Annotated in this window: 19 protein-coding genes; 5 read left to right on the forward strand and 14 right to left on the reverse strand. The window is 42.1% G+C overall.

Annotation, left to right across the window (positions count from 1 at the left end):
- Positions 1-428 precede the first annotated feature (428 nt).
- The 6 genes from PluTT01m_RS06020 to PluTT01m_RS06045 form a co-directional block, all read right to left on the reverse strand.
- Positions 429-1,091, reverse strand: a complete 663-nt coding sequence (locus PluTT01m_RS06020) for a hypothetical protein (protein ID WP_011145502.1) — start codon at positions 1,089-1,091, stop codon at positions 429-431.
- A gap of 620 nt (positions 1,092-1,711) precedes the next feature.
- The gene (gene hemW / locus PluTT01m_RS06025) at positions 1,712-2,842 is read right to left on the reverse strand and encodes a radical SAM family heme chaperone HemW (protein WP_011145503.1); all 1,131 of its coding nucleotides are present in this window, start codon (positions 2,840-2,842) and stop codon (positions 1,712-1,714) included.
- Positions 2,835-3,428, reverse strand: a complete 594-nt coding sequence (locus tag PluTT01m_RS06030; protein WP_011145504.1) for an XTP/dITP diphosphatase — start codon at positions 3,426-3,428, stop codon at positions 2,835-2,837. The genes hemW and PluTT01m_RS06030 overlap by 8 nt, the downstream gene beginning before the upstream one ends.
- A gap of 26 nt (positions 3,429-3,454) precedes the next feature.
- Positions 3,455-4,003, reverse strand: coding sequence for a YggT family protein (locus PluTT01m_RS06035; protein WP_011145505.1), 549 nt, complete (start codon positions 4,001-4,003; stop codon positions 3,455-3,457).
- An 18-nt stretch (positions 4,004-4,021) separates the two neighbouring features.
- On the reverse strand, positions 4,022-4,843 hold the full coding sequence (gene proC, locus PluTT01m_RS06040; protein ID WP_011145506.1) for a pyrroline-5-carboxylate reductase: 822 nt from the start codon (positions 4,841-4,843) through the stop codon (positions 4,022-4,024).
- Positions 4,844-4,868: 25 nt separating this feature from the next.
- Complete coding sequence (locus tag PluTT01m_RS06045; protein ID WP_011145507.1) at positions 4,869-5,564, reverse strand: YggS family pyridoxal phosphate-dependent enzyme; 696 nt, start codon at positions 5,562-5,564, stop codon at positions 4,869-4,871.
- Positions 5,565-5,585: 21 nt separating this feature from the next.
- On the opposite strand from PluTT01m_RS06045, the gene PluTT01m_RS06050 reads away from it, so the two are divergent.
- Entirely contained in the window at positions 5,586-6,623 is a 1,038-nt protein-coding gene (locus PluTT01m_RS06050) for a type IV pilus twitching motility protein PilT (protein WP_011145508.1), read from the forward strand.
- Between the two features lie 54 nt (positions 6,624-6,677).
- On the opposite strand, the gene ruvX is transcribed toward PluTT01m_RS06050, so the two are convergent.
- The 4 genes from ruvX to rsmE all read right to left on the reverse strand — a co-directional run bounded on the left by ruvX (position 6,678) and on the right by rsmE (position 9,462).
- Positions 6,678-7,097 (reverse strand): Holliday junction resolvase RuvX, encoded by a 420-nt coding sequence (gene ruvX, locus PluTT01m_RS06055; protein WP_011145509.1) that lies wholly within the window; start codon positions 7,095-7,097, stop codon positions 6,678-6,680.
- Positions 7,098-7,661 carry a YqgE/AlgH family protein gene (locus tag PluTT01m_RS06060; protein WP_011145510.1) on the reverse strand — a complete coding sequence of 188 codons (564 nt, stop codon included), beginning with the start codon at positions 7,659-7,661 and terminating at the stop codon, positions 7,098-7,100.
- A gap of 109 nt (positions 7,662-7,770) precedes the next feature.
- Positions 7,771-8,721 (reverse strand): glutathione synthase, encoded by a 951-nt coding sequence (gene gshB / locus PluTT01m_RS06065; protein WP_011145511.1) that lies wholly within the window; start codon positions 8,719-8,721, stop codon positions 7,771-7,773.
- 9 nt (positions 8,722-8,730) lie between these two features.
- On the reverse strand, positions 8,731-9,462 hold the full coding sequence (gene rsmE, locus PluTT01m_RS06070) for a 16S rRNA (uracil(1498)-N(3))-methyltransferase (protein WP_011145512.1): 732 nt from the start codon (positions 9,460-9,462) through the stop codon (positions 8,731-8,733).
- 262 nt (positions 9,463-9,724) lie between these two features.
- Here rsmE and PluTT01m_RS06075 point away from each other — a divergent pair, with 262 nt between their 5' ends.
- Positions 9,725-10,399, forward strand: a complete 675-nt coding sequence (locus tag PluTT01m_RS06075; protein WP_082302879.1) for a prepilin peptidase — start codon at positions 9,725-9,727, stop codon at positions 10,397-10,399.
- A gap of 48 nt (positions 10,400-10,447) precedes the next feature.
- On the opposite strand, the gene PluTT01m_RS06080 is transcribed toward PluTT01m_RS06075, so the two are convergent.
- Both PluTT01m_RS06080 and PluTT01m_RS06085 read right to left on the reverse strand, forming a co-directional pair.
- On the reverse strand, positions 10,448-11,089 hold the full coding sequence (locus PluTT01m_RS06080; RefSeq protein ID WP_011145514.1) for a DsbA family protein: 642 nt from the start codon (positions 11,087-11,089) through the stop codon (positions 10,448-10,450).
- Positions 11,090-11,120: 31 nt separating this feature from the next.
- A complete protein-coding gene (locus PluTT01m_RS06085; protein ID WP_011145515.1) occupies positions 11,121-12,005 on the reverse strand; it encodes an MBL fold metallo-hydrolase in 885 nt (294 codons plus the stop codon).
- A 105-nt stretch (positions 12,006-12,110) separates the two neighbouring features.
- On the opposite strand from PluTT01m_RS06085, the gene PluTT01m_RS06090 reads away from it, so the two are divergent.
- Entirely contained in the window at positions 12,111-13,025 is a 915-nt protein-coding gene (locus PluTT01m_RS06090; protein ID WP_011145516.1) for a LysR family transcriptional regulator, read from the forward strand.
- On the opposite strand, the gene PluTT01m_RS06095 is transcribed toward PluTT01m_RS06090, so the two are convergent.
- Positions 13,008-13,943 carry a LysR family transcriptional regulator gene (locus PluTT01m_RS06095; protein WP_011145517.1) on the reverse strand — a complete coding sequence of 312 codons (936 nt, stop codon included), beginning with the start codon at positions 13,941-13,943 and terminating at the stop codon, positions 13,008-13,010. The genes PluTT01m_RS06090 and PluTT01m_RS06095 overlap by 18 nt on opposite strands.
- A 128-nt stretch (positions 13,944-14,071) precedes the next feature.
- Here PluTT01m_RS06095 and lysA point away from each other — a divergent pair, with 128 nt between their 5' ends.
- The gene (gene lysA, locus PluTT01m_RS06100) at positions 14,072-15,367 is read left to right on the forward strand and encodes a diaminopimelate decarboxylase (protein WP_049789755.1); all 1,296 of its coding nucleotides are present in this window, start codon (positions 14,072-14,074) and stop codon (positions 15,365-15,367) included.
- A 72-nt stretch (positions 15,368-15,439) separates the two neighbouring features.
- On the opposite strand, the gene fadE is transcribed toward lysA, so the two are convergent.
- Entirely contained in the window at positions 15,440-17,875 is a 2,436-nt protein-coding gene (fadE, locus tag PluTT01m_RS06105) for an acyl-CoA dehydrogenase FadE (protein WP_011145519.1), read from the reverse strand.
- A gap of 259 nt (positions 17,876-18,134) precedes the next feature.
- Between fadE and lpcA the strand changes: the two genes are divergently transcribed.
- Entirely contained in the window at positions 18,135-18,716 is a 582-nt protein-coding gene (gene lpcA, locus PluTT01m_RS06110; RefSeq protein WP_011145520.1) for a D-sedoheptulose 7-phosphate isomerase, read from the forward strand.
- The last annotated feature ends 80 nt before the right edge of the window (positions 18,717-18,796 follow it).

The following is an 18,796-nucleotide window of genomic DNA, read 5'->3' on the forward strand; positions in this document are numbered from 1 at the left end:
AGCTTATTATGCGTATTTCCAGCGAAAATATAGATAATTTTTATATTCGAAATAATGCTTTATTTATTCATAAAATATAATGTTAATGTGTCATGATATATAGTGTGAAAACTAATATTGTTATTAATAAATATATTTATTTCATATGTAAGTAAGCTATAAAATTATTTAAATTGGTCATTTTTAAATAACAGGAATTGATCTAAATATTTTTTCGGATGGTAATTTTCTTTCTGTGAAAAAATAATTATTTAAAAATATTAATAGTAATTTATATATTGGTTTTACAAGGTGAAATTATTATTTATTTTACATTTTAGCGTCTGATTTATTCGAGTTTATAATATGGGTAATGATACTTATATTGAAAGGAACTTATAATAAATAATAAGTTCCTTGATAATTAAATGAGATTACAGATAAAGGTTTTATGAACAAGTATTAGCCGCGTCTACAGAGTCAAGGGCTAATCTGGCTATAGCAGGACCCGCCAGTGCTATTTCTGCAATAAATGCAGCTCCACCTGTAGCAAACCATATGGTTAATTGTGCGATTGCAGTTATTCCAGTAATCATCCAATTGTACCAATGCATTGTCTCTTTTAAGCAATCAGTTATTCCAGAAATACCTAAAATACTTTCAACTGCGGAAATTAATGACCAGGTATGCTTTGATTTATCAGTAATAGAATTCGAATTCTTAAGGTTATGAACTATAGTAAGTAGCTCATGTATAGCATCATGACCTAATTTTTTCAATAATATCTGTGTGGCTGATTCTCTTTCAGGTTTATGTATGCCCATGAATTTAAATGCAAGTTTAAAAGCATCTGCGACAACTATACCAATTGCATGAATGCATGGAGATTCACCTGCGTACTCTATTAATTTTAATCTTCCATCAGTGTCAGTTGGCTCTGAGTTATTAAAATGTAATCTCTTGTAAGCATCATTTACAACCATGTCAAAGCTAATATTTTCCTTTTGATGATCGGAAAGTTGATCATAAAAATCTTGATAATACGGAGTTAGTTCTGTGGCGAGGTCTTCTTTGGACAAGGTATATAACATTTCTTTATTTTCAATATTCATTTTTTACTCCAAGCAAAGTGAAATTAAAAATTTTTTTTAAATGTTCGTGCTTGTTAATATAAATATAACCAAACACAAATTAAATATAGTCGTATTTGAGATAATTTAAATGATATTATTGTGTCGTAATTCACATATGTTAAAATTAATATTGTGTAGAACGTGTTTTTATTAAATTATTAATTAATACACTTATTAATGATCGACATTAACTATTATCTACATGGTAAGTATATTTACAGGAGAGATTTGTGAATTTTTCATTTGTTTTTACACTATTATTTGTTGATTTTCTTTTATAAATATTGATTTTCTGTTATTGAAAATTAAAATATGGATTATTATTTTAATATTAATACCTTGGTTAATTTGTAATTTGTAATTTGTAATTTGTAATTTGTAATTTGTAATTTATATTTTATTTAAATTGGGAGGGATAATCAGCCCTCCGAAAAGAGAAGGAATTCAACACTGGACAATCAGTTGCTATTGTCTAATGAGTACCCCCACTGAAGTTCAGTAGGGGGAATGATTATGAATAGCACCAAAACCAATGGCGGTATCAATTTTATGTAAAGATAACCGTTGTGAAACTGAATTTTCCAAAAGCAATTTTTGTGCTAGAGAAATAGTTCCAATAATGAATTTAGGAACAGTTTGCCTTTCTGCGTAATTTGCCAGTGTGTTGCTGTTTCAGAGAGATAACCTGCGGCTAAGGCTTGTTTAATTTGAGTACGAATTGAGGTTTCAGATAACCCGGTGAAATCACTGAAATCTTGTTTTGGCATTGCTTCTAGTAAACGGAATCGGTTCATAAAAAATTCAAATGGCCGATCTTCATTTTCTACCTGATGCTGTTTATCCAGATAGCGCCCCTGCATATATCCACGGGGATGTTTGGTTTTCACTGTACGCAGAATACGGCCATCTTCAAATGTGATTTTTCCATGAGCACCGCAGCCAATACCAAGGTAATCGCCAAAGCGCCAGTAGTTGAGATTATGCTGGCATTGGTAACCTGGTTTGGCATAAGCAGAAGTTTCGTATTGCTGATAACCCGCTGCTGTCAGCAATTGGTGACCTTGTGAAAAAATATCCCACAACGCATCATCGTCGGGCAGAACCGGAGGGCGGGAACCAAAGCTGGTATTAGGTTCAATAGTCAACTGATACCATGAAAGATGCGGTGGTGATAACTCGATTGCCTGACGTAAATCATCTAGCGCTTCATCAAGGCTTTGGTTCGGCAAACCATGCATCAAATCCAGATTAAAACTGCGTAGCCCCAGACTAGCGGCTAAATGTGCTGCCCGTTTGGCTTCATCCGGTCCGTGAATACGGCCAAGGCGTACCAGTTTATCTGGACTGAAACTTTGCACGCCAATGGATATTCGGTTAATACCCGCTTGCTGATAACCACTAAAGCGGTCGGCTTCCACAGTACCCGGATTGGCTTCCATAGTAATTTCAGCTTGTGGCGATACCGGCAGGAGGGCACGGACACCATCCAGCAATTGTTGCATTGCTTGTGAGCTAAGCAGGCTAGGGGTTCCACCACCAATAAAGATAGTGGTAACTTCCCGACCATTGACCATTGGCAGATCCGTTTTCAGATCTGCCAATAAATGGTCAACATACTCTTGGTGTGGAACATCACCTTTCAAGGCATGAGAGTTGAAATCACAGTAAGGGCACTTTTGTACACACCACGGAATATGGATATAAAGACTTAGTGGTGGGAGCTTAAGCATTACGTAGTGTATCCAACATCATCTTTAGTGCCTGACCACGATGTGAAACAGCATTTTTTTGTTCACCAGTTAATTCAGCCGCAGTACAGCCTAATTCCGGTATGTAAAAGATGGGATCATAACCGAACCCACCATTACCGGCAGATTTATGTGCGATGAACCCCGGCCAGCGGCCATGAAATACCAGAGGTGTTGGATCTTCTGCATGGCGTATATAAACCAGCACACAGTTAAACTGAGCTTGACGTTGATCGTCAGGAATATCTTTCATCGTATCCAGCAATTTTTCCAAATTTTGCTGGTCAGTGGCATTTTCTCCTGCATAGCGAGCTGAATAGATACCCGGAGCTCCACCAAGGATGTCTACGGATAGGCCAGAATCATCAGCAATTGCGGGCAGGCCGGTAACTTGTGCGGCGTGGCGAGCTTTAAGAATGGCATTTTCAATAAATGTCAGCCCGGTCTCTTCGGCTGAATCTACGCCTAACTCAGTTTGAGCAACAATATCCAGACCAAAATCAGCCAGTAATTGTGCCAGTTCACGAACTTTTCCGGGGTTGCCGGTTGCCAGAACGACTTTTTGCATTATTTTGAACCCAATTTAATTCTTATTTACTGTATCAGCCATGAGAGAACATCAGCGCGAAGATAGTTCAATGCGTAGAGGATCAAAATGACGATCATTGCTGAAAAATCAAGGCCGCCCATTGTTGGGATAATACGGCGGATAGGTGCCATCAATGGCTCTGTTAGTTGCATCAGAACATAGTCAATCGGATTGCGCCCTTGGCTTATCCAGCTTAGTAGAGCGCGTGCCAGCACTAACCAAAATACCAGTTTACCTGTTGCTGTTAGCAATTCGATTAACCCGATAGGGATGAAAAGTGTGAGGAAAGCAACCGTACCGGTACTGAACCAAAGTTGCATGATTAATTTAAACAATACCAGAACGTAAGCGATAACAATGGAGGCAGTATCGAGCGAACCAATAGATGGTATCACTCGGCGCAATGGCCGAATGATCGGTTGGGTCATTTTCACAATAAATTGGGCAAATGGGTTATAAAAATCACAACGGGCCCATTGCATCCATACACGAAGTAATAAAACAGCGATGTATAAATCCAGAACTGTGAACAGAATAAAGGTTAAAAATTGCATTTAGCAGCCTTGATAAAATTAAAATTGTTTTTCCATTTCCTGTGCCCGGCGAATAGCCGCCTGCATCGCGTTGGATATGGTTTCCGGTAATTTGCCTTCATAAAAAATACGTAATGCTTCCGCAGTAGTACCGCCTTTAGATGTTACCTGTTCACGCAGGGTTGCAAAAGGGAGATCTACATTTGATGCGGCCAGTGCCGCAGAACCTATTGCCGTTTGCAAAATAATTTCACGGGCTGTTTGGTTATCAAAACCTAAACGTTCTGCTTCCTGTTGCATTGATTCCATAAATAGGAAGAAATAAGCGGGCGCACTGCCTGCTGCGGCGATAACGTCATTGATGCCGTTTTCATCTTTTACCCAGTAAGTTTTACCAACACTGTTCATTAATGCTTGAGTGAAATCACGGTCAGACTGACTGACTTGCTCAGATGCGAATAATCCACTCACCCCTTGACCAATTAATGCCGGCGTGTTTGGCATGATACGAACAATATTGAGTTTGTCTTGTAATAAAGCATCAAAACGTGCAACGGAAATACCTGAGGCAATAGACAGAACCAGCTTGTTACTGAAATCTACATTTTCTTTCAGAGGCTGGCAGACATCTACCATCACTTGCGGTTTTACCGCCAGAACAACAACGTCCGCTTCCTGTGCGTAGCGAATATTGTCACTACCGCTGTTAACGCCATACTCTGTTGCGAGTGCATCACGGCGAGTATGACTTGGTGCGCAGACATTAATCAGCTCAGCAGGGTACCCTCCTTTTACTAATCCAGCTATGATGGCGTGAGCCATATTACCTGCACCAATCAAGGTAATTTTACGTCTCTCCATTGAATACCTCGTAGCATTGAAATGGTTAATTGTGATACTGACGTGCACCGAAAATTGCTGTTCCAATTCGTACTAATGTGGAACCACAATTAATAGCGGCAGCCATATCATCAGTCATCCCCATTGAAAGAGTATCTATTTGGGGATATTTCGTTTTCAGGTTAAGGAAGGCTTGTTCCATTCTCCTGAAAACCGCTAATTGATGTGCATAGTCAGGTTCTGGTGCCGGGATTGCCATTAAACCACGGAGCCTTACATTCGGCAGTTTGTTCATTTCGGCTGCCAGCGTTGATAGTTCATCAAGTTGAATACCTGATTTGCTCCGTTCATCACTGATATTTATTTGAATAAGAATATTCAGCGGTTCCATTCCCTCCGGGCGTTGTTCGTTCAGGCGTTGTGCTATTTTTAAGCGGTCTATGGTATGGCACCAGTTAAAATTTTCTGCCACCAAACGGCTTTTATTAGACTGTAACGGACCGATAAAGTGCCATATCAAATCATTACAATTTGCAAAATAAGCAATTTTTTCTACACCTTCCTGCACATAATTTTCACCAAACTGGCGTTGCCCGGCAGCGATTGCTTTTTCGATATCTTCCACAGGTTTGGTTTTACTGACTGCAAGCAAGGTAATTTCTTCTGGAGCGCGTTCGCATTTCTGTGCGGCAATGGCTATGTGGGTCCTGACATCTTGTAAATTTTGTTCAATATTGTTCATGGTGACTCAGGAGATTAAAAAATGAATATGGATAAGCTAGTGGCCCTTAGTGTAAAGCATAATGCTTCAGATCTGCATCTTTGTATTGGGCAAGTTCCTGTATTACGTATAAATGGAGTGCTTTGTCCGCAAACTCAACTGCAATCTGTAAATAATCTATTGCTGGAAGAGTGGAGTAGGCAGTTTTTATCAGAAAATCAGCGACAACAGCTATTAACTAGTGGACATGTGGATTTTGCGTTGGAAACAGAAAATGGCCAACGATTGAGAGGCAACATCTTTCGTCAGCACTCCGGGTTGTCAGCCGTTTTGCGTTTAATTCACTCTCAGTGTTCAACTCTGGAACAGCTAAAAGCACCTGAAATTATCCGTGAAATGGCTTTGCGGGAAGAGAGTGGGTTGATCTTGGTAACCGGCGCTACAGGCAGCGGAAAGTCGACAACGTTAACTGCCATTGTGGATATGCTGAACAGCCACTGTTGTCAGCACATTATTACATTGGAAGATCCTGTGGAATTTATCCACCATAGTCGCAATTGTTTGATACAACAACGGCAAATTGGGTTGGATTCTCCCAGTTATCAGGCTGCGTTAAAAGGGGCTCTCCGGCAAGATCCTGATGTATTGTTGTTGGGTGAGCTGCGGGATAAAGAGACAATACGCTTGGCGTTAACCGCGGCAGAGACTGGGCATTTGGTATTGTCGACTTTGCATACCCGAGGTGCTGTACAGGCAATTGACCGGCTGGTGGATATTTTTTCCGCTGAAGAAAAAGGGTGGGTACGTAGCCAGCTAGCAGGCAGCCTGAAAGCTGTGATAGCACAGCAATTAGTCTCTGCCCAGGGAGGGGGACGAGTTGCTATATATGAAGTATTGGTAGTTAATCAGGCAGTGAGTCATCTGATACGAGAAGGAAAAAATCATCAAATAACAACGCTTATGCAGACGGGCGCTGCCAGTGGGATGCAAACCTATGAACAAGGCTGGCAGCAGCGTAAATTGCAGGGATTACTGGCAGAGCAAACGGAAAGGAAGATTAAAGAAAATGCTATCAGTTAATCGCGGTTATATGGTTGCTGTTAATTGATTGCTGTTACTGTTGGTTGATTGCTATTAATAGCGCTGTTCAAACCAGCTTTCCAGAATAATAACAGCGGAAGTAGCATCTACTTTTCCTTTATTTAAAGCCTTATAACCACCTCGGTCAAACAGATGAGCACGGGCTTCAACCGTTGTCAGGCGTTCATCTTGGAGTTGCACTTGTACGCCAAACCGGCCATGTAGCCGGTTTGCAAATTTACGTGCTTGCACTGTGACGAATTGCTCAGTGCCATCCATATTGAGGGGAAGACCAACGATAACCAGATCGGGTTGCCATTCTTTAAGTAATTTTTCGATTTGCCCCCAATTGGGGATACCATCTGTGGCTTTAAACGAGGTTAATGCTCTGGCGGTGCCCGTGATTTCTTGTCCAATAGCTGCGCCGATGCTGCGGGTGCCAAAATCGAAGGCCATTATTGTACGATTATTCATCTATGCATGTCCCGCCTGTGGCGCAATATTATAGATATTGATTCCGAGCAAAGATGCGGCTTCACGCCAGCGGTCCGCAATAGGTGAGTTGAAAATAATGTGTGGATCAGCGTTTGTTGTTAGCCAACTATTCTCCATTATCTCTTTTTCAAGTTGGCCTTTTTCCCAACTGGTATACCCCAACGTGACCAATATCTGTTTTGGTTGGCGTGGTGTACCCAAGGTTTCAAGGACATCTTTGGAGGTGGTGATCATTGTGTCATCGGAAATTTTGATACTTGAACTGAAACCGGGTTTTGGTGTGTGCAATATAAAACCATGATCTTCAGCAAGTGGGCCACCAGTCATGACAGGCTTGTTTAGATTGACACTTTCATCCCGATCTTCTGGTGATATTTTCAGCTTTTGTAAAACTTTCCGAACGGAGATTTGCTCAATAGGTTTATTTATCACCAATCCCATTGCCCCATTTGCATTGTGTTCACATATGTAAACAACTGAGCGTTTGAAATAGGGATCAGATAATGAAGGCATGGCGATAAGAAAATGGTGCTGTAGATTCATTTTTTTTCTAGTAATTAACCTGGCTATGTAAGGATTATTTAGCCCAACAGTATGTGGGCTAAAAGTATAAATGACAAACCTTGACAGGCAAATTCGTAAAAAGAATTTTTTATTTCTCTAATCGTTCTTCAATTGCATTCATTAACATGCCAGTAATTGAAATATCAGGGAAAGCGGCTTCTATCTCGCGTGCACAGGTTGGACTGGTGACATTAATTTCAGTCAGTTTGTCACCAATGATGTCCAGGCCAACAAAGATTAACCCTTTTTCTTGCAACGTTGGAGCAACAGCTCTGGCGATAGCCCAGTCACTTTCTGAAAGCGGGCGAGCTTCACCACGGCCACCCGCAGCAAGATTACCACGGGTTTCACCTTGGGCTGGGATACGAGCCAGGCAATAAGGAACGGGTTCGCCATCGACAATTAATACCCGCTTATCACCTTCTTTGATGGCCGGTAAGAAATTCTGTGCCATGCAGAAGCGATTGCCATGTTCCGTCAGGGTTTCAATAATAACCCCGACGTTTGGGTCATCTTTTTTCAGGCGGAATATCGATGCACCGCCCATACCATCTAGTGGTTTAAAGATGACATCACCATGTTTCTGGTGAAATTCACGTAAGTGAGCGGCATTGCGAGTCACTAATGTATCTGGTGTTAATTCAGGGAACCAGGCTGTGAAGAGTTTTTCGTTACAATCGCGTAGGCTTTGTGGTTTATTGACAATGAGAGTGCCTTTCTCTTCCGCGCGTTCTAAAATATAAGTGGCGTAAATGTATTCGGTATCAAATGGTGGATCTTTACGCATCAGGATGACATCCAATGTTTCCAGTGCCAGATCTTGTTCTCTATCGAATTGATACCATTGTTGTGGATGGTTTTCTACCTGCAATAAGCGGGTACGTGCGCGGGCTTCCCCTTGGTGCAGATAAAGATCACTCATCTCCATATAATGGAGTTCCCAGCTGCGACGTTGTGCTTCTAATAGCATGGCAAAACTGGTGTCTTTCTTGATGTTGATGGATGAAATGGGGTCCATCACGATGCCGAGTTTGATCATTCTTTCTCCTTAACCCAAATCGCCGAAACGCACTTGTAATGCAGTAATTGCGGTGAGCGCTGTCGTTTCTGTTCTCAGTACCCGTGGTCCTAATAGGATATCAGTAAATTGGTAATTAGCTGTCATAGCAATTTCATCTATCGATAATCCCCCTTCCGGGCCGATCAGTAAACGCACTTTTTCTACAGGTAAAGGCAGGGTATTGATGCTTTGGCTGGCTCGTGGATGTAGATTTAATTTTAAACTGCCATCATTTTCTGCACACCAGTGCTCAAGTTGCATCACTGGGCGAATTTCAGGGACACGGTTACGACAGCATTGCTCACAGGCAGCAATAGCAATTTTCTGCCACTGTTGAAGCTTTTTAGCCAGCCGTTCTCCATCCAGCTTTACACCACAGCGTTCAGAAATTAAAGGCGTAATAACATTTACCCCTAATTCTACAGATTTTTGAATGGTGAATTCCATTTTCTCACCGCGGGATATGACTTGCCCCAGATGGAGATTAAGTGGTGATTCATTATCGGCAAGTTCGCTATTGCTGATATGTACTTTGACAGATTTTTTGCTAGCTTCGGTAATCTGAGCGTTGAAAATCTGATTGCTGCCATCAAACAGTTGCAACTGCTGACCGTGGCTCATTCTGAGTACCCGCCCAACATGGTTAGCCGCCTCATCACTCAGATAAATTTCAGTATTCGATGAGAGTAATTCCGGGTGATATACGCGGGGTATACGCATGTTTTTCTTTCCTTCCTGCGGGTATACATAAAGCAATAAATAATGGTGGGTATGATAAAGGAGGCTTAATCCAATTATCAAGCTATCTCGATGCAGATTGTTATCTCTGAATAAATGTTGCGAGTCTGCTCGCATATTTATATCTTATTTGACTATTTTATATTTATTTTGTTGTTTTAATGTAGTGGTGTTTATTATTATCTTTTTATGCCAAAAACATAATGAATATTTGTTTTTTTATTTATTGGAGATGTTTTATTAAATGGATTTTAATATTAAGGTTATTGTTTTAGCTATTTGTATTGGAATAGTATCAGGAATGATTTTGAATAAAGTGATAGCCGTATTTATTAAAATTATTTATGGCTATGAAAAAATAGTTTTTGGTTATTTTCAGGTTGAATTAGTGACACTGTTTATAACAGCTTTCTTTATGATTTATTTTTCATTAAATTTCCATTTATATGTTGTTTTGATATTTGTTTGGGTGTTAATTATATTGTCTTTTATTGATATAAAAATTAAGTTATTGCCAGACATAATAAATTATCCACTGTTATGGTTAGGATTATTATTGAATTTGAATCAAACTTTTGTGCCTATTGAACAAGCTGTGACAGGTGCGATTGTGGGTTATTTGATTTTATGGTCGCTCTATTGGTTATTTAGAATAATTTGTCATAAAGAAGGGTTAGGATATGGTGATTTTAAGTTAATGGCGGCGGTTAGTGCTTGGTTGGGGATTGGTGCAATTCCTTTATTAATGCTCTTATCCTCACTGTTTGGTCTTATTGGGTGCTTATGGATGTGGAGAATACGAGAAAATTGCCAAGAGCCTGTTGCTTTTGGCCCATATATAGCCATTTCTGCGGTCATAATGATCTATTTGAATTTATTGGGAATGGATGGGATATCGTGGATGGTGCCCGATAGCTGAAAACGTATGGGCACCAGTAGTTAAAATTGTGGTATTAGAACTGTGGGATTAAAATTGATAATGAATCAGCGCATCTTGCCAACGTTTAGGTTGTCCCAAGTATTTATCAAGAGAAATAATAGATAGCTCATTTCTGTCATTTTCTAAAATAAATGTAGGGAAACCTGAGCCGCCAACTTTTGCCAATAATTCACGGCTTTTCCTAATATGTTGGAGACTTTCTGATTCATTATTCAATATCAGCTCCTGCTGGAACTGTTCTGAATCAAGCTGTAGTTCATTTGCTAAATTCAATAATGTTTCAGTTTCGCTGATTTTTAATCCACGAACATAATGCGCTTTTTGTACTGCTAGTAACATTTCGACACCTTTACCAGCCAATTTTTCTGCTGCAAGAATGGCTGATATTGGTGGTAATGAATCCATAATCAGTGATTTATCATTTAACAGTGCGACATATTGCTCACTGAAAATTTGCCCGGTAAGGCTTGCGATCCGTTTATCCTGACTAAGGACATAATCACGCCATGTGTTGTCTATTTGACGTCTATTATCACCTGTCAGCATTCCGCCGCCATGCAATTCAATTTTCACATTTGCGACCTCTTTTGCGGCTTGTATCAGAGAGGAAACGCCATAACACCAGCCACATAGTGGATCATAGATATAATGCAGAGTCATTCCGGGCATATTACTTATTCCTGAAAAAGAGTTAATTTACTTATTGGGGCCACTTCATTTCGCCTTTCAGCACCTTAGCACTTAATTCGAGACTGGATTTGTCTCCAAGTTTTGGATAGTGTTTTTCCATTGCGGCGATTAGCGCTTTTGAATCTTTCGCTTTTGCCAGCTCTTTCTCAAAAATGGTCAGATATTTTTGCGTGAAATGAACGGATTCCAACGTCATTGGTGTGTTACCAATGAAATGCCCCGGAACCACAATTGTCGGTTTCAGCTCTTTTATACGATCTAGTGTCTGCATCCAGTTTTTACGCGACTCTTTAGTCTGTGTATCCGCCATCCAGACATGAATGTTGCTTGAAACGGTGACGCCACCTACTACCGATTTTAGTTTTGGTATCCAAACAAAAGTACGATCAGCCGCTGGGCCATCAAGACCTTCGACGATCAGTTTTTCACCATCAACTGTAAAAGAGTGACCTTCCAGTGGTTGCGGCACGATGACTTTTTTGGGTGCCTGTTCTTTCAGGACACCTCCCCAATAAGCCAGTTTGCCATCTTTGGTCTTGTTGATTTCTTTAATTGTTTCTGGTGATGCAATGACTTTGGCATCAGGGAATGCTTTGGTCAGTACTTCAAGGCCGAAATAGAAATCAGGATCGGACTGACTGATATAAATGGTTGTCAGCTTTTTGCCGGTATCTTTAATTCTTTTGACCAGTGCTTCAGCATCATTTTTTTGAAACTGAGCATCGATCAGGACAACTTCTTTATCTCCACTGATGATTTCAGAAGAGACGGGAAATAGGCTTTTCTCACCCGGATTATAAACATCCAGTTTGAGATCAGCGGCTTGTGCCAGAGAAATGGTACCCAAGGAAAGGATACCTGCCAGCGCAATATTGAGTGTTGTTTTGCGAGTCATGATTGAATTCCTGATGTTGTGTGAACGAGGTTCATAATAAGTTGCGTTTTTCGATGGAAAAACCGCATAATGGGTAATTATTTGTTGCATAAATCGAGCTAATTGATGGATAGAATCACTGCTGCGCAAGTGTTCACTATAATTGTAGAACAAGGCAGCATGATTGCTGCATCGGAACGGTTAGATATGTCGCGGGCAATGGTATCCCGTTATTTGGCTGAAATGGAAAAATGGGCGGGGGTACGTCTGTTACATCGTACAACGAGAAAGATCAGCCTGACATCAGCAGGAGAGATCGCCTATCAGCGCAGTCGTAAGTTATTGCAATTGTCGGAAGAGATACCAGTTCATCAACCAGTAGAAGCGCAGGAGCTGAGTGGTCTTTTGCGGATAAGCAGTTCTCAATCTCTGGCAGTAAGCGCGTTGTCTGTGGCGATTCCTGAGTTTATGCAGATTTATCCTCAGATAGCGATTGATATGCAAATAAGCAATAAGGCAATAAATTTGGTCGAGGAGCGGATAGATTTAGCGTTACGCATCACGAATAATCTGGAACCCAATTTGATCGCCAGACCGTTATCGACATGTCATTCTGTGGTTTGTGCCGCCCCTTGTTATCTGGCGGGAAAAATGCTCCCGCAAAAGCCTGCGGATTTAGCCTTGCATAACTGTATGACTTATAACTTTTTTGGTAAAAGTCTTTGGTTATTTGAACATCGAGGGGAAAAATATTCTGTTCCTGTTAGCGGTACTTTGAGTGCCAATGAATCGATGGTGTTAATGGAAGCAACATTGCAAGGTGCGGGAATCGCTATGCAACCTTATTATTCTGTTGCTTCGCATTTGGCGTCAGGAAAATTGATTCAGTTGTTGCCAGAATATCGACCTCAAGCGATGGGAATTTATGGTATTTATGCCAGCCGTCAAAATATGCCAGCAACGCTGAGGGCATTACTGGATTTTCTGGTTCAATGGTTTGCTTCTTCTCCGTACTGGCAAGCCCTAATGCTGAAAAGCTGACTTTAGTTTCTGAGGAAACAGAGCAATTTGTGCTTTTAGGTGTTCAATAAAAGTATCAACTGGGGCAGAAGAAGGGCGGTGAATGGGTTTTATCAGGCTGACAGTAAAAGGAATGTTAATACTAAATGGGCGAGCGCATATTTCAGATTTGCCGTGACTCTCTAGATAATCGAGTACGGTCAGTGGGTTGACAATCGAAATACCAATGCCTTCGCGCACCATTGCACATACTGATGCAGCACTGTGAGTTTCCATAATCATGCGACGGCGAATATGGTGTTCTGCGAATATTCCATCAATGAGCTGACGGTAGCTATCCGTTATTGAAAGGCTGATGAAATTTTGTTCGCTGAAATCTTCTGGAGTCAATAGCGGCTTATGACTGAGAGGGTGAGCAGCGGGCAATACGCAAATTTCATTCAGCGTGATCAGTGTTTCTCTCTGTGTACCCGGTGGTGTCTGCAAATGTTCTGTCAAACCCAGATCATGGCGTTGAGCTGAAAGCCACTCTTCCAGTAGCGGTGATTCCTGTGGAATGATTGTTAAATTAGTCTCAGGATATTGACGGATGAAGTGATGGCAAACTTTCGGTAATAGTGATTGAGAAAATACTGGCAGGCAGGCAATGGAAAGCTGAGCATGTTGAAATTTACGTATATTGTCAGCCGCATTCATTATTCTTTCGAGTCCATAATAAGAGCGCTGAACTTCTTCAAAAAGGCGTAATCCTTGTGCTGTCGGATGCAGGCGGCCTTTTACTCGGTCAAATAGTTTGAATTTTATTAGATGCTCGAATCGTGCTAATTCACGACTGACGGTTGGTTGTGATGTTTGTAATAAAATAGCCGCTTCTGTCAGATTTTTTGTCGTCATTACTGCATGGAAGATTTCAATATGGCGCCATGAACAAGAAGGCATAAATTGTTTGTTCCTTCAAAGGATAATTCTATATCACAGATGAATAGACTATAACGAAATGGATATTTTTATTCCTGTTTTTTACTGCCAATAATGGGTTATCTGCTGACTTTGTGAGAGAAACCCTGATGAGTACTACTTTTACTCCCAATTTTACCCGTAATAATTGTCCTAATCTGATACCGGAGAGTTTGGGTCGTCTGCCAGAAACGTATGGTACTCCATTATGGGTTTACGATAGTGAAACAATTATCCAAAAAATCAATTTGTTATGTCAATTTGATGTGGTCAGGTTTGCTCAGAAAGCGTGTTCTAATACTCACATTTTACGCCTGATGCGTGAGTATGGTGTGAAAGTTGATGCCGTTTCGCTAGGGGAAATTGAACGTGCTTTACGGGCCGGGTTTTGTCCAGGGCAAGAAGTGTCAGATATCATTTTCACTGCTGATTTAATCGATGTGTCGACGCTGCAAAGAGTAACCGAATTGGATATTCCGGTTAATGCGGGTTCTATCGATATGTTGGAACAGATTGGTCAATATAAAAAAGGGCATCCGGTGTGGTTGCGGATTAATCCTGGGTTTGGTCATGGTCATAGCCAGAAGACGAATACCGGGGGTGAAAACAGTAAACATGGTATTTGGTACCAGAATCTTCCTCAGGCAATTGAAAAAATCCGCCACTATGGATTGAAATTGCTTGGTTTACATATGCATATTGGCTCTGGTGTTGATTATCATCACCTTGCCAGTGTATGTAATGCGATGGTTGAACAGGTTATTCTTTGTGGTGAAGATATTCAGGCAATTTCAGCCGGTGGAGGTTTATCGACTCCTTATCATCAGGGAGATGAACGAATCAATATCGCTCATTATTTTGGGTTGTGGGATGATGCTCGTAAAAGAATTGAGCAGCATTTGGGTCATAAAATTGAGTTGGAAATTGAACCGGGGCGTTTTTTGGTTGCGGAATCTGGCGTTTTGATGACAGAAGTTCGGGCGGTTAAGCAGATGGGGAACCGTAATTATGTTCTGGTGGATGCGGGGTTCAATGACTTAATGCGTCCAGTAATGTATGGCAGTTATCACCATATCTCGGTTTTGCCTGCTGATGGACGTAAGATTGAGCAATTGCCATTGCGGGAAACGTTAGTTGCGGGGCCGTTATGTGAATCCGGTGATATCTTTACGCAGGTTGAGGGCGGTGGAATTGCGCCAAGAGCATTGCCACCTGTTCAAGTTGGCGACTATTTAGTTTTTCATGACACTGGTGCCTATGGTGCGTCAATGTCTTCCAATTACAATAGCCGTCCGCTTATCTCTGAAGTGTTGTTTGTTAATGGTAAGCCTCAATTAATTCGTCGCCGTCAAACGATTGAAGAGTTGTTAGCATTGGAAGAAGTATCTTGTGCCTCTACGTCATAAAATATGGGGCGATATTTGTTAAGATATCGCCCCGTGATTAATTTAGTGCTTAACTCTCTTTAGTCGTCAGTTTCAGGCGGCTTCTGTTCTCAGTTTTTCAACGCGGGCAGGAACAGCCAGCGCTTCTGGTTCAAACTCATCGACATTAATAGAACGCAGACGGCTTGCTTCCGCACGTTTTAGAATTGCGGCCTCGTCTGGCGTGATCTTACGTTCTGCGAGTGCCTGTTCTGCCAGTTTATCCAGGCGAGTAAAGCCAAGACGCTTACCTGCTTCGCGACTCAAACGGGCGTGGATCGGTTCTGCGGCAATAATATCGTGCAGCGCTTCTTCCAATAATCCGTGAGGATTGTGCTCGTTTGGTGTCAGATATTGACCTCGGCCAATGCGATCACGGGTAGCCGAAGGTTGCTGTAAGATCTGGGCCAGTTTGTGATCCAGATGGTCAGATGGTGCTGAGTGTACACGCCCTAGAGGGAAGACAATAACACGCATCAGACCGGCAACCAGACGATTCGGGAAGTTACTCAGTAAGTTATCTATCGCCTGTTCTGCCTGATACAAACTATCTTGAACGGCCCACTGAACTAGCGGCAAATCTTCTTTTTGACGACCTTCATCTTCATAGCGTTTTAATGTCGCGGAAGCCAGATAGGTTTGACTCAAAACATCTCCAAGACGGGCGGAGACACGTTCACGGCGTTTCAGGCTACCACCTAATACCCCCATTGCCACATCTGATAATAGCGCAAGGTTGGTGCTCAGGCGGTTTAATTGCTGATAGTAACGGCGTGTTGCATCATTGACCGGTGTGCTGCTGGTGCGGCCATTGGTTAAGCCAAGCCAGAAGCTGCGTAACGTGTTACTAGCAACGTGACCAAGGTGGCTAAACAGTGCCTTATCAAAATCTTTAATACGGTTATTTTCAACCGCGGCCATTTCGTCAAGTACATAAGGATGGCAGCGGATAGCTCCCTGACCGTAGATAATCATGTTACGGGTCAGAATATTGGCACCTTCAACGGTAATGGCGATAGGTGCACCTTGATAAGCGCGAGCAAGGAAGTTGGATGGACCAAGGCAGATACCTTTACCACCGGCAATATCCATTGCGTCAATAATTGAGCGTTGGCCTCGGTGAGTACAGTGATATTTCACGATAGCGGATAACACAGAGGGTTTTTCACCTAGCATGATACCGGTTGTTGCAAGTGTTGAAGCGGCATCCATCAAATAGGTGTTACCGGCAATGCGTGCTAGTGGTTCTTCAATCCCTTCCATTTTACCAATTGGCATTTTAAATTGGCGGCGGATATAAGAGTATGCACCAATTGCCATCGCAACGCTTTTCAAACCGCCGGTTGCATTTGATGGCAGAGTGATACCGCGGCCAACAGACAGACACTCAACCAGCATACGCCAGCCTTGTCCGGCCATTTTTGGCCCGCCAATAATATAGTCGATCGGAACAAAGATATCTTTACCGCGAGTCGGGCCATTCTGGAATGGAATATTCAGTGGGAAATGGCGATGACCAATTTCTACTCCTGGTACATTGGTCGGGATCAATGCACAGGTAATGCCCAATTCTTCTGTATCACCCAATAAATGGTCAGGGTCGGACAGTTTGAAAGCCAGACCGAGTACGGTGGCGATAGGTGCAAGTGTGATATAACGTTTGTTCCAGGTCAGGCGCATACCGAGAATTTGTTCACCTTGCCATTCTCCCATACAGACTACGCCTGTATCTGGGATTGATCCGGCATCAGAGCCAGCTTCCGGGCTGGTCAGTGCGAAACATGGGATCTCTTCACCACGGGCAAGCCCGGGTAGATAGCGGTTTTTCTGCTCTTCGGTGCCATAATGCTGTAACAATTCACCTGGGCCGAGAGAGTTAGGTACACCTACGGTGATTGCCAAAATGCCGGATGCCCCCGCCAATTTTTGCAGGACTCGTGCCTGTGCATAGGCTGAGAATTCCAGACCGCCATACTCTTTTTTAATGATCATGGCAAAGAAGCGGTGTTCTTTCAGGTAACGCCATAACTCAGGTGGTAAATCAGCAAGTTCATGGCTTATCTGGAAATCATTGGTCATGCGGCAAGCTTCTTCTACCGGGCCATCCAGAAATGCTTGTTCTTCAGCGGTTAGCTGAGGCCTTGGATAGTCATGCAATTTTTTCCAGTCGGGTTTACCGCGGAACAGCTCGCCTTCCCACCAGGTAGTTCCTGCATCAAGAGCTTCTTTTTCCGTGCGAGATAGACTTGGCATTACTTTACGGAAGGCTTTTAAGGCCGGAACAGTCAGTAAGGAGTGGCGCATTGGCGCAAAATTCAGCGGGAACAGAATAATGGCCATTGGTAACAACATCCAGTAGCTCCATGCATCAATAGCGCCCATCAGGACGGTATAGACAAGGAGCAGTAGGCTGCTGAGACTGAGATTGACTTTGTGATAGCAAAGTATCCCAATCAAGACTAAGAATAGAATAATACTCAATGTGGTCATAATAAAAGCTCCTGGTTAATCTCAGGGTCAGGTAAGTCATCAGAGGTCGGACCTGTTGTGGTGTTCTTCTCTTTTTAGACCAGGAAATTGCTTTTAGCAATATCTTTACATCTTAATTACAATGTAGCTCACAAACTCGCAGTGATCAGGAACGGATTAATTCTCCAGAAATGTGATGTTGTCTTCTTTCAATTCTCTTGATCCGGTAAACTGCCATCCGGCACAACATTAAAGATTACCTGACCGAAGTGAGGAGCCTATGTATCAAGACTTGATCCGTAGTGAATTGAACGAAGCCGCGGATACGCTGGCAAAGTTTTTAAGTGACGATGCAAATATTGAAGCAATTCAAAAAGCAGCAGTATTGCTGGCTGATTCATTTAAAGTGGGTGGCAAGGTACTGTCCTGCGGTAATGGGGGTTCGCATTGTGATGCGATGCATTTTGCCGAAGAATTAACAGGTCGTTACCGCGAGAATCGTCCTGGCTATCCAGCGATTGCGATTTCTGATGTCAGTCATCTTTCCTGCGTCAGTAATGATTTCGGGTATGAATTTGTTTTTTCTCGTTATATAGAAGCGGTAGGGAAAGAGGGCGATGTATTACTGGGTATCTCTACTTCCGGTAATTCCGGTAATATTATCAAAGCAGTTGAAGCTGCCCGCTTAAAAGGCATGAAAGTCATTACGTTGACAGGCAAGGATGGCGGTAAAATGGCAGGAACCGCTGATGTGGAAATTCGTGTCCCGCATTTTGGTTATGCAGATCGTATTCAGGAAATTCATATCAAAGTTATTCATATCCTGATTCAACTTATTGAAAAAGAGATGGTTAAAGCTTGATTTTATACCCTATGGATTTCAAGATGGATCGCGACGGCAAGGGAGCGAATCCCCGGGAGCATAGGTAACGATGTGACCGG

Source organism: Photorhabdus laumondii subsp. laumondii (assembly GCF_003343245.1).
Classification (GTDB): Bacteria; Pseudomonadota; Gammaproteobacteria; order Enterobacterales; family Enterobacteriaceae; genus Photorhabdus; species Photorhabdus laumondii.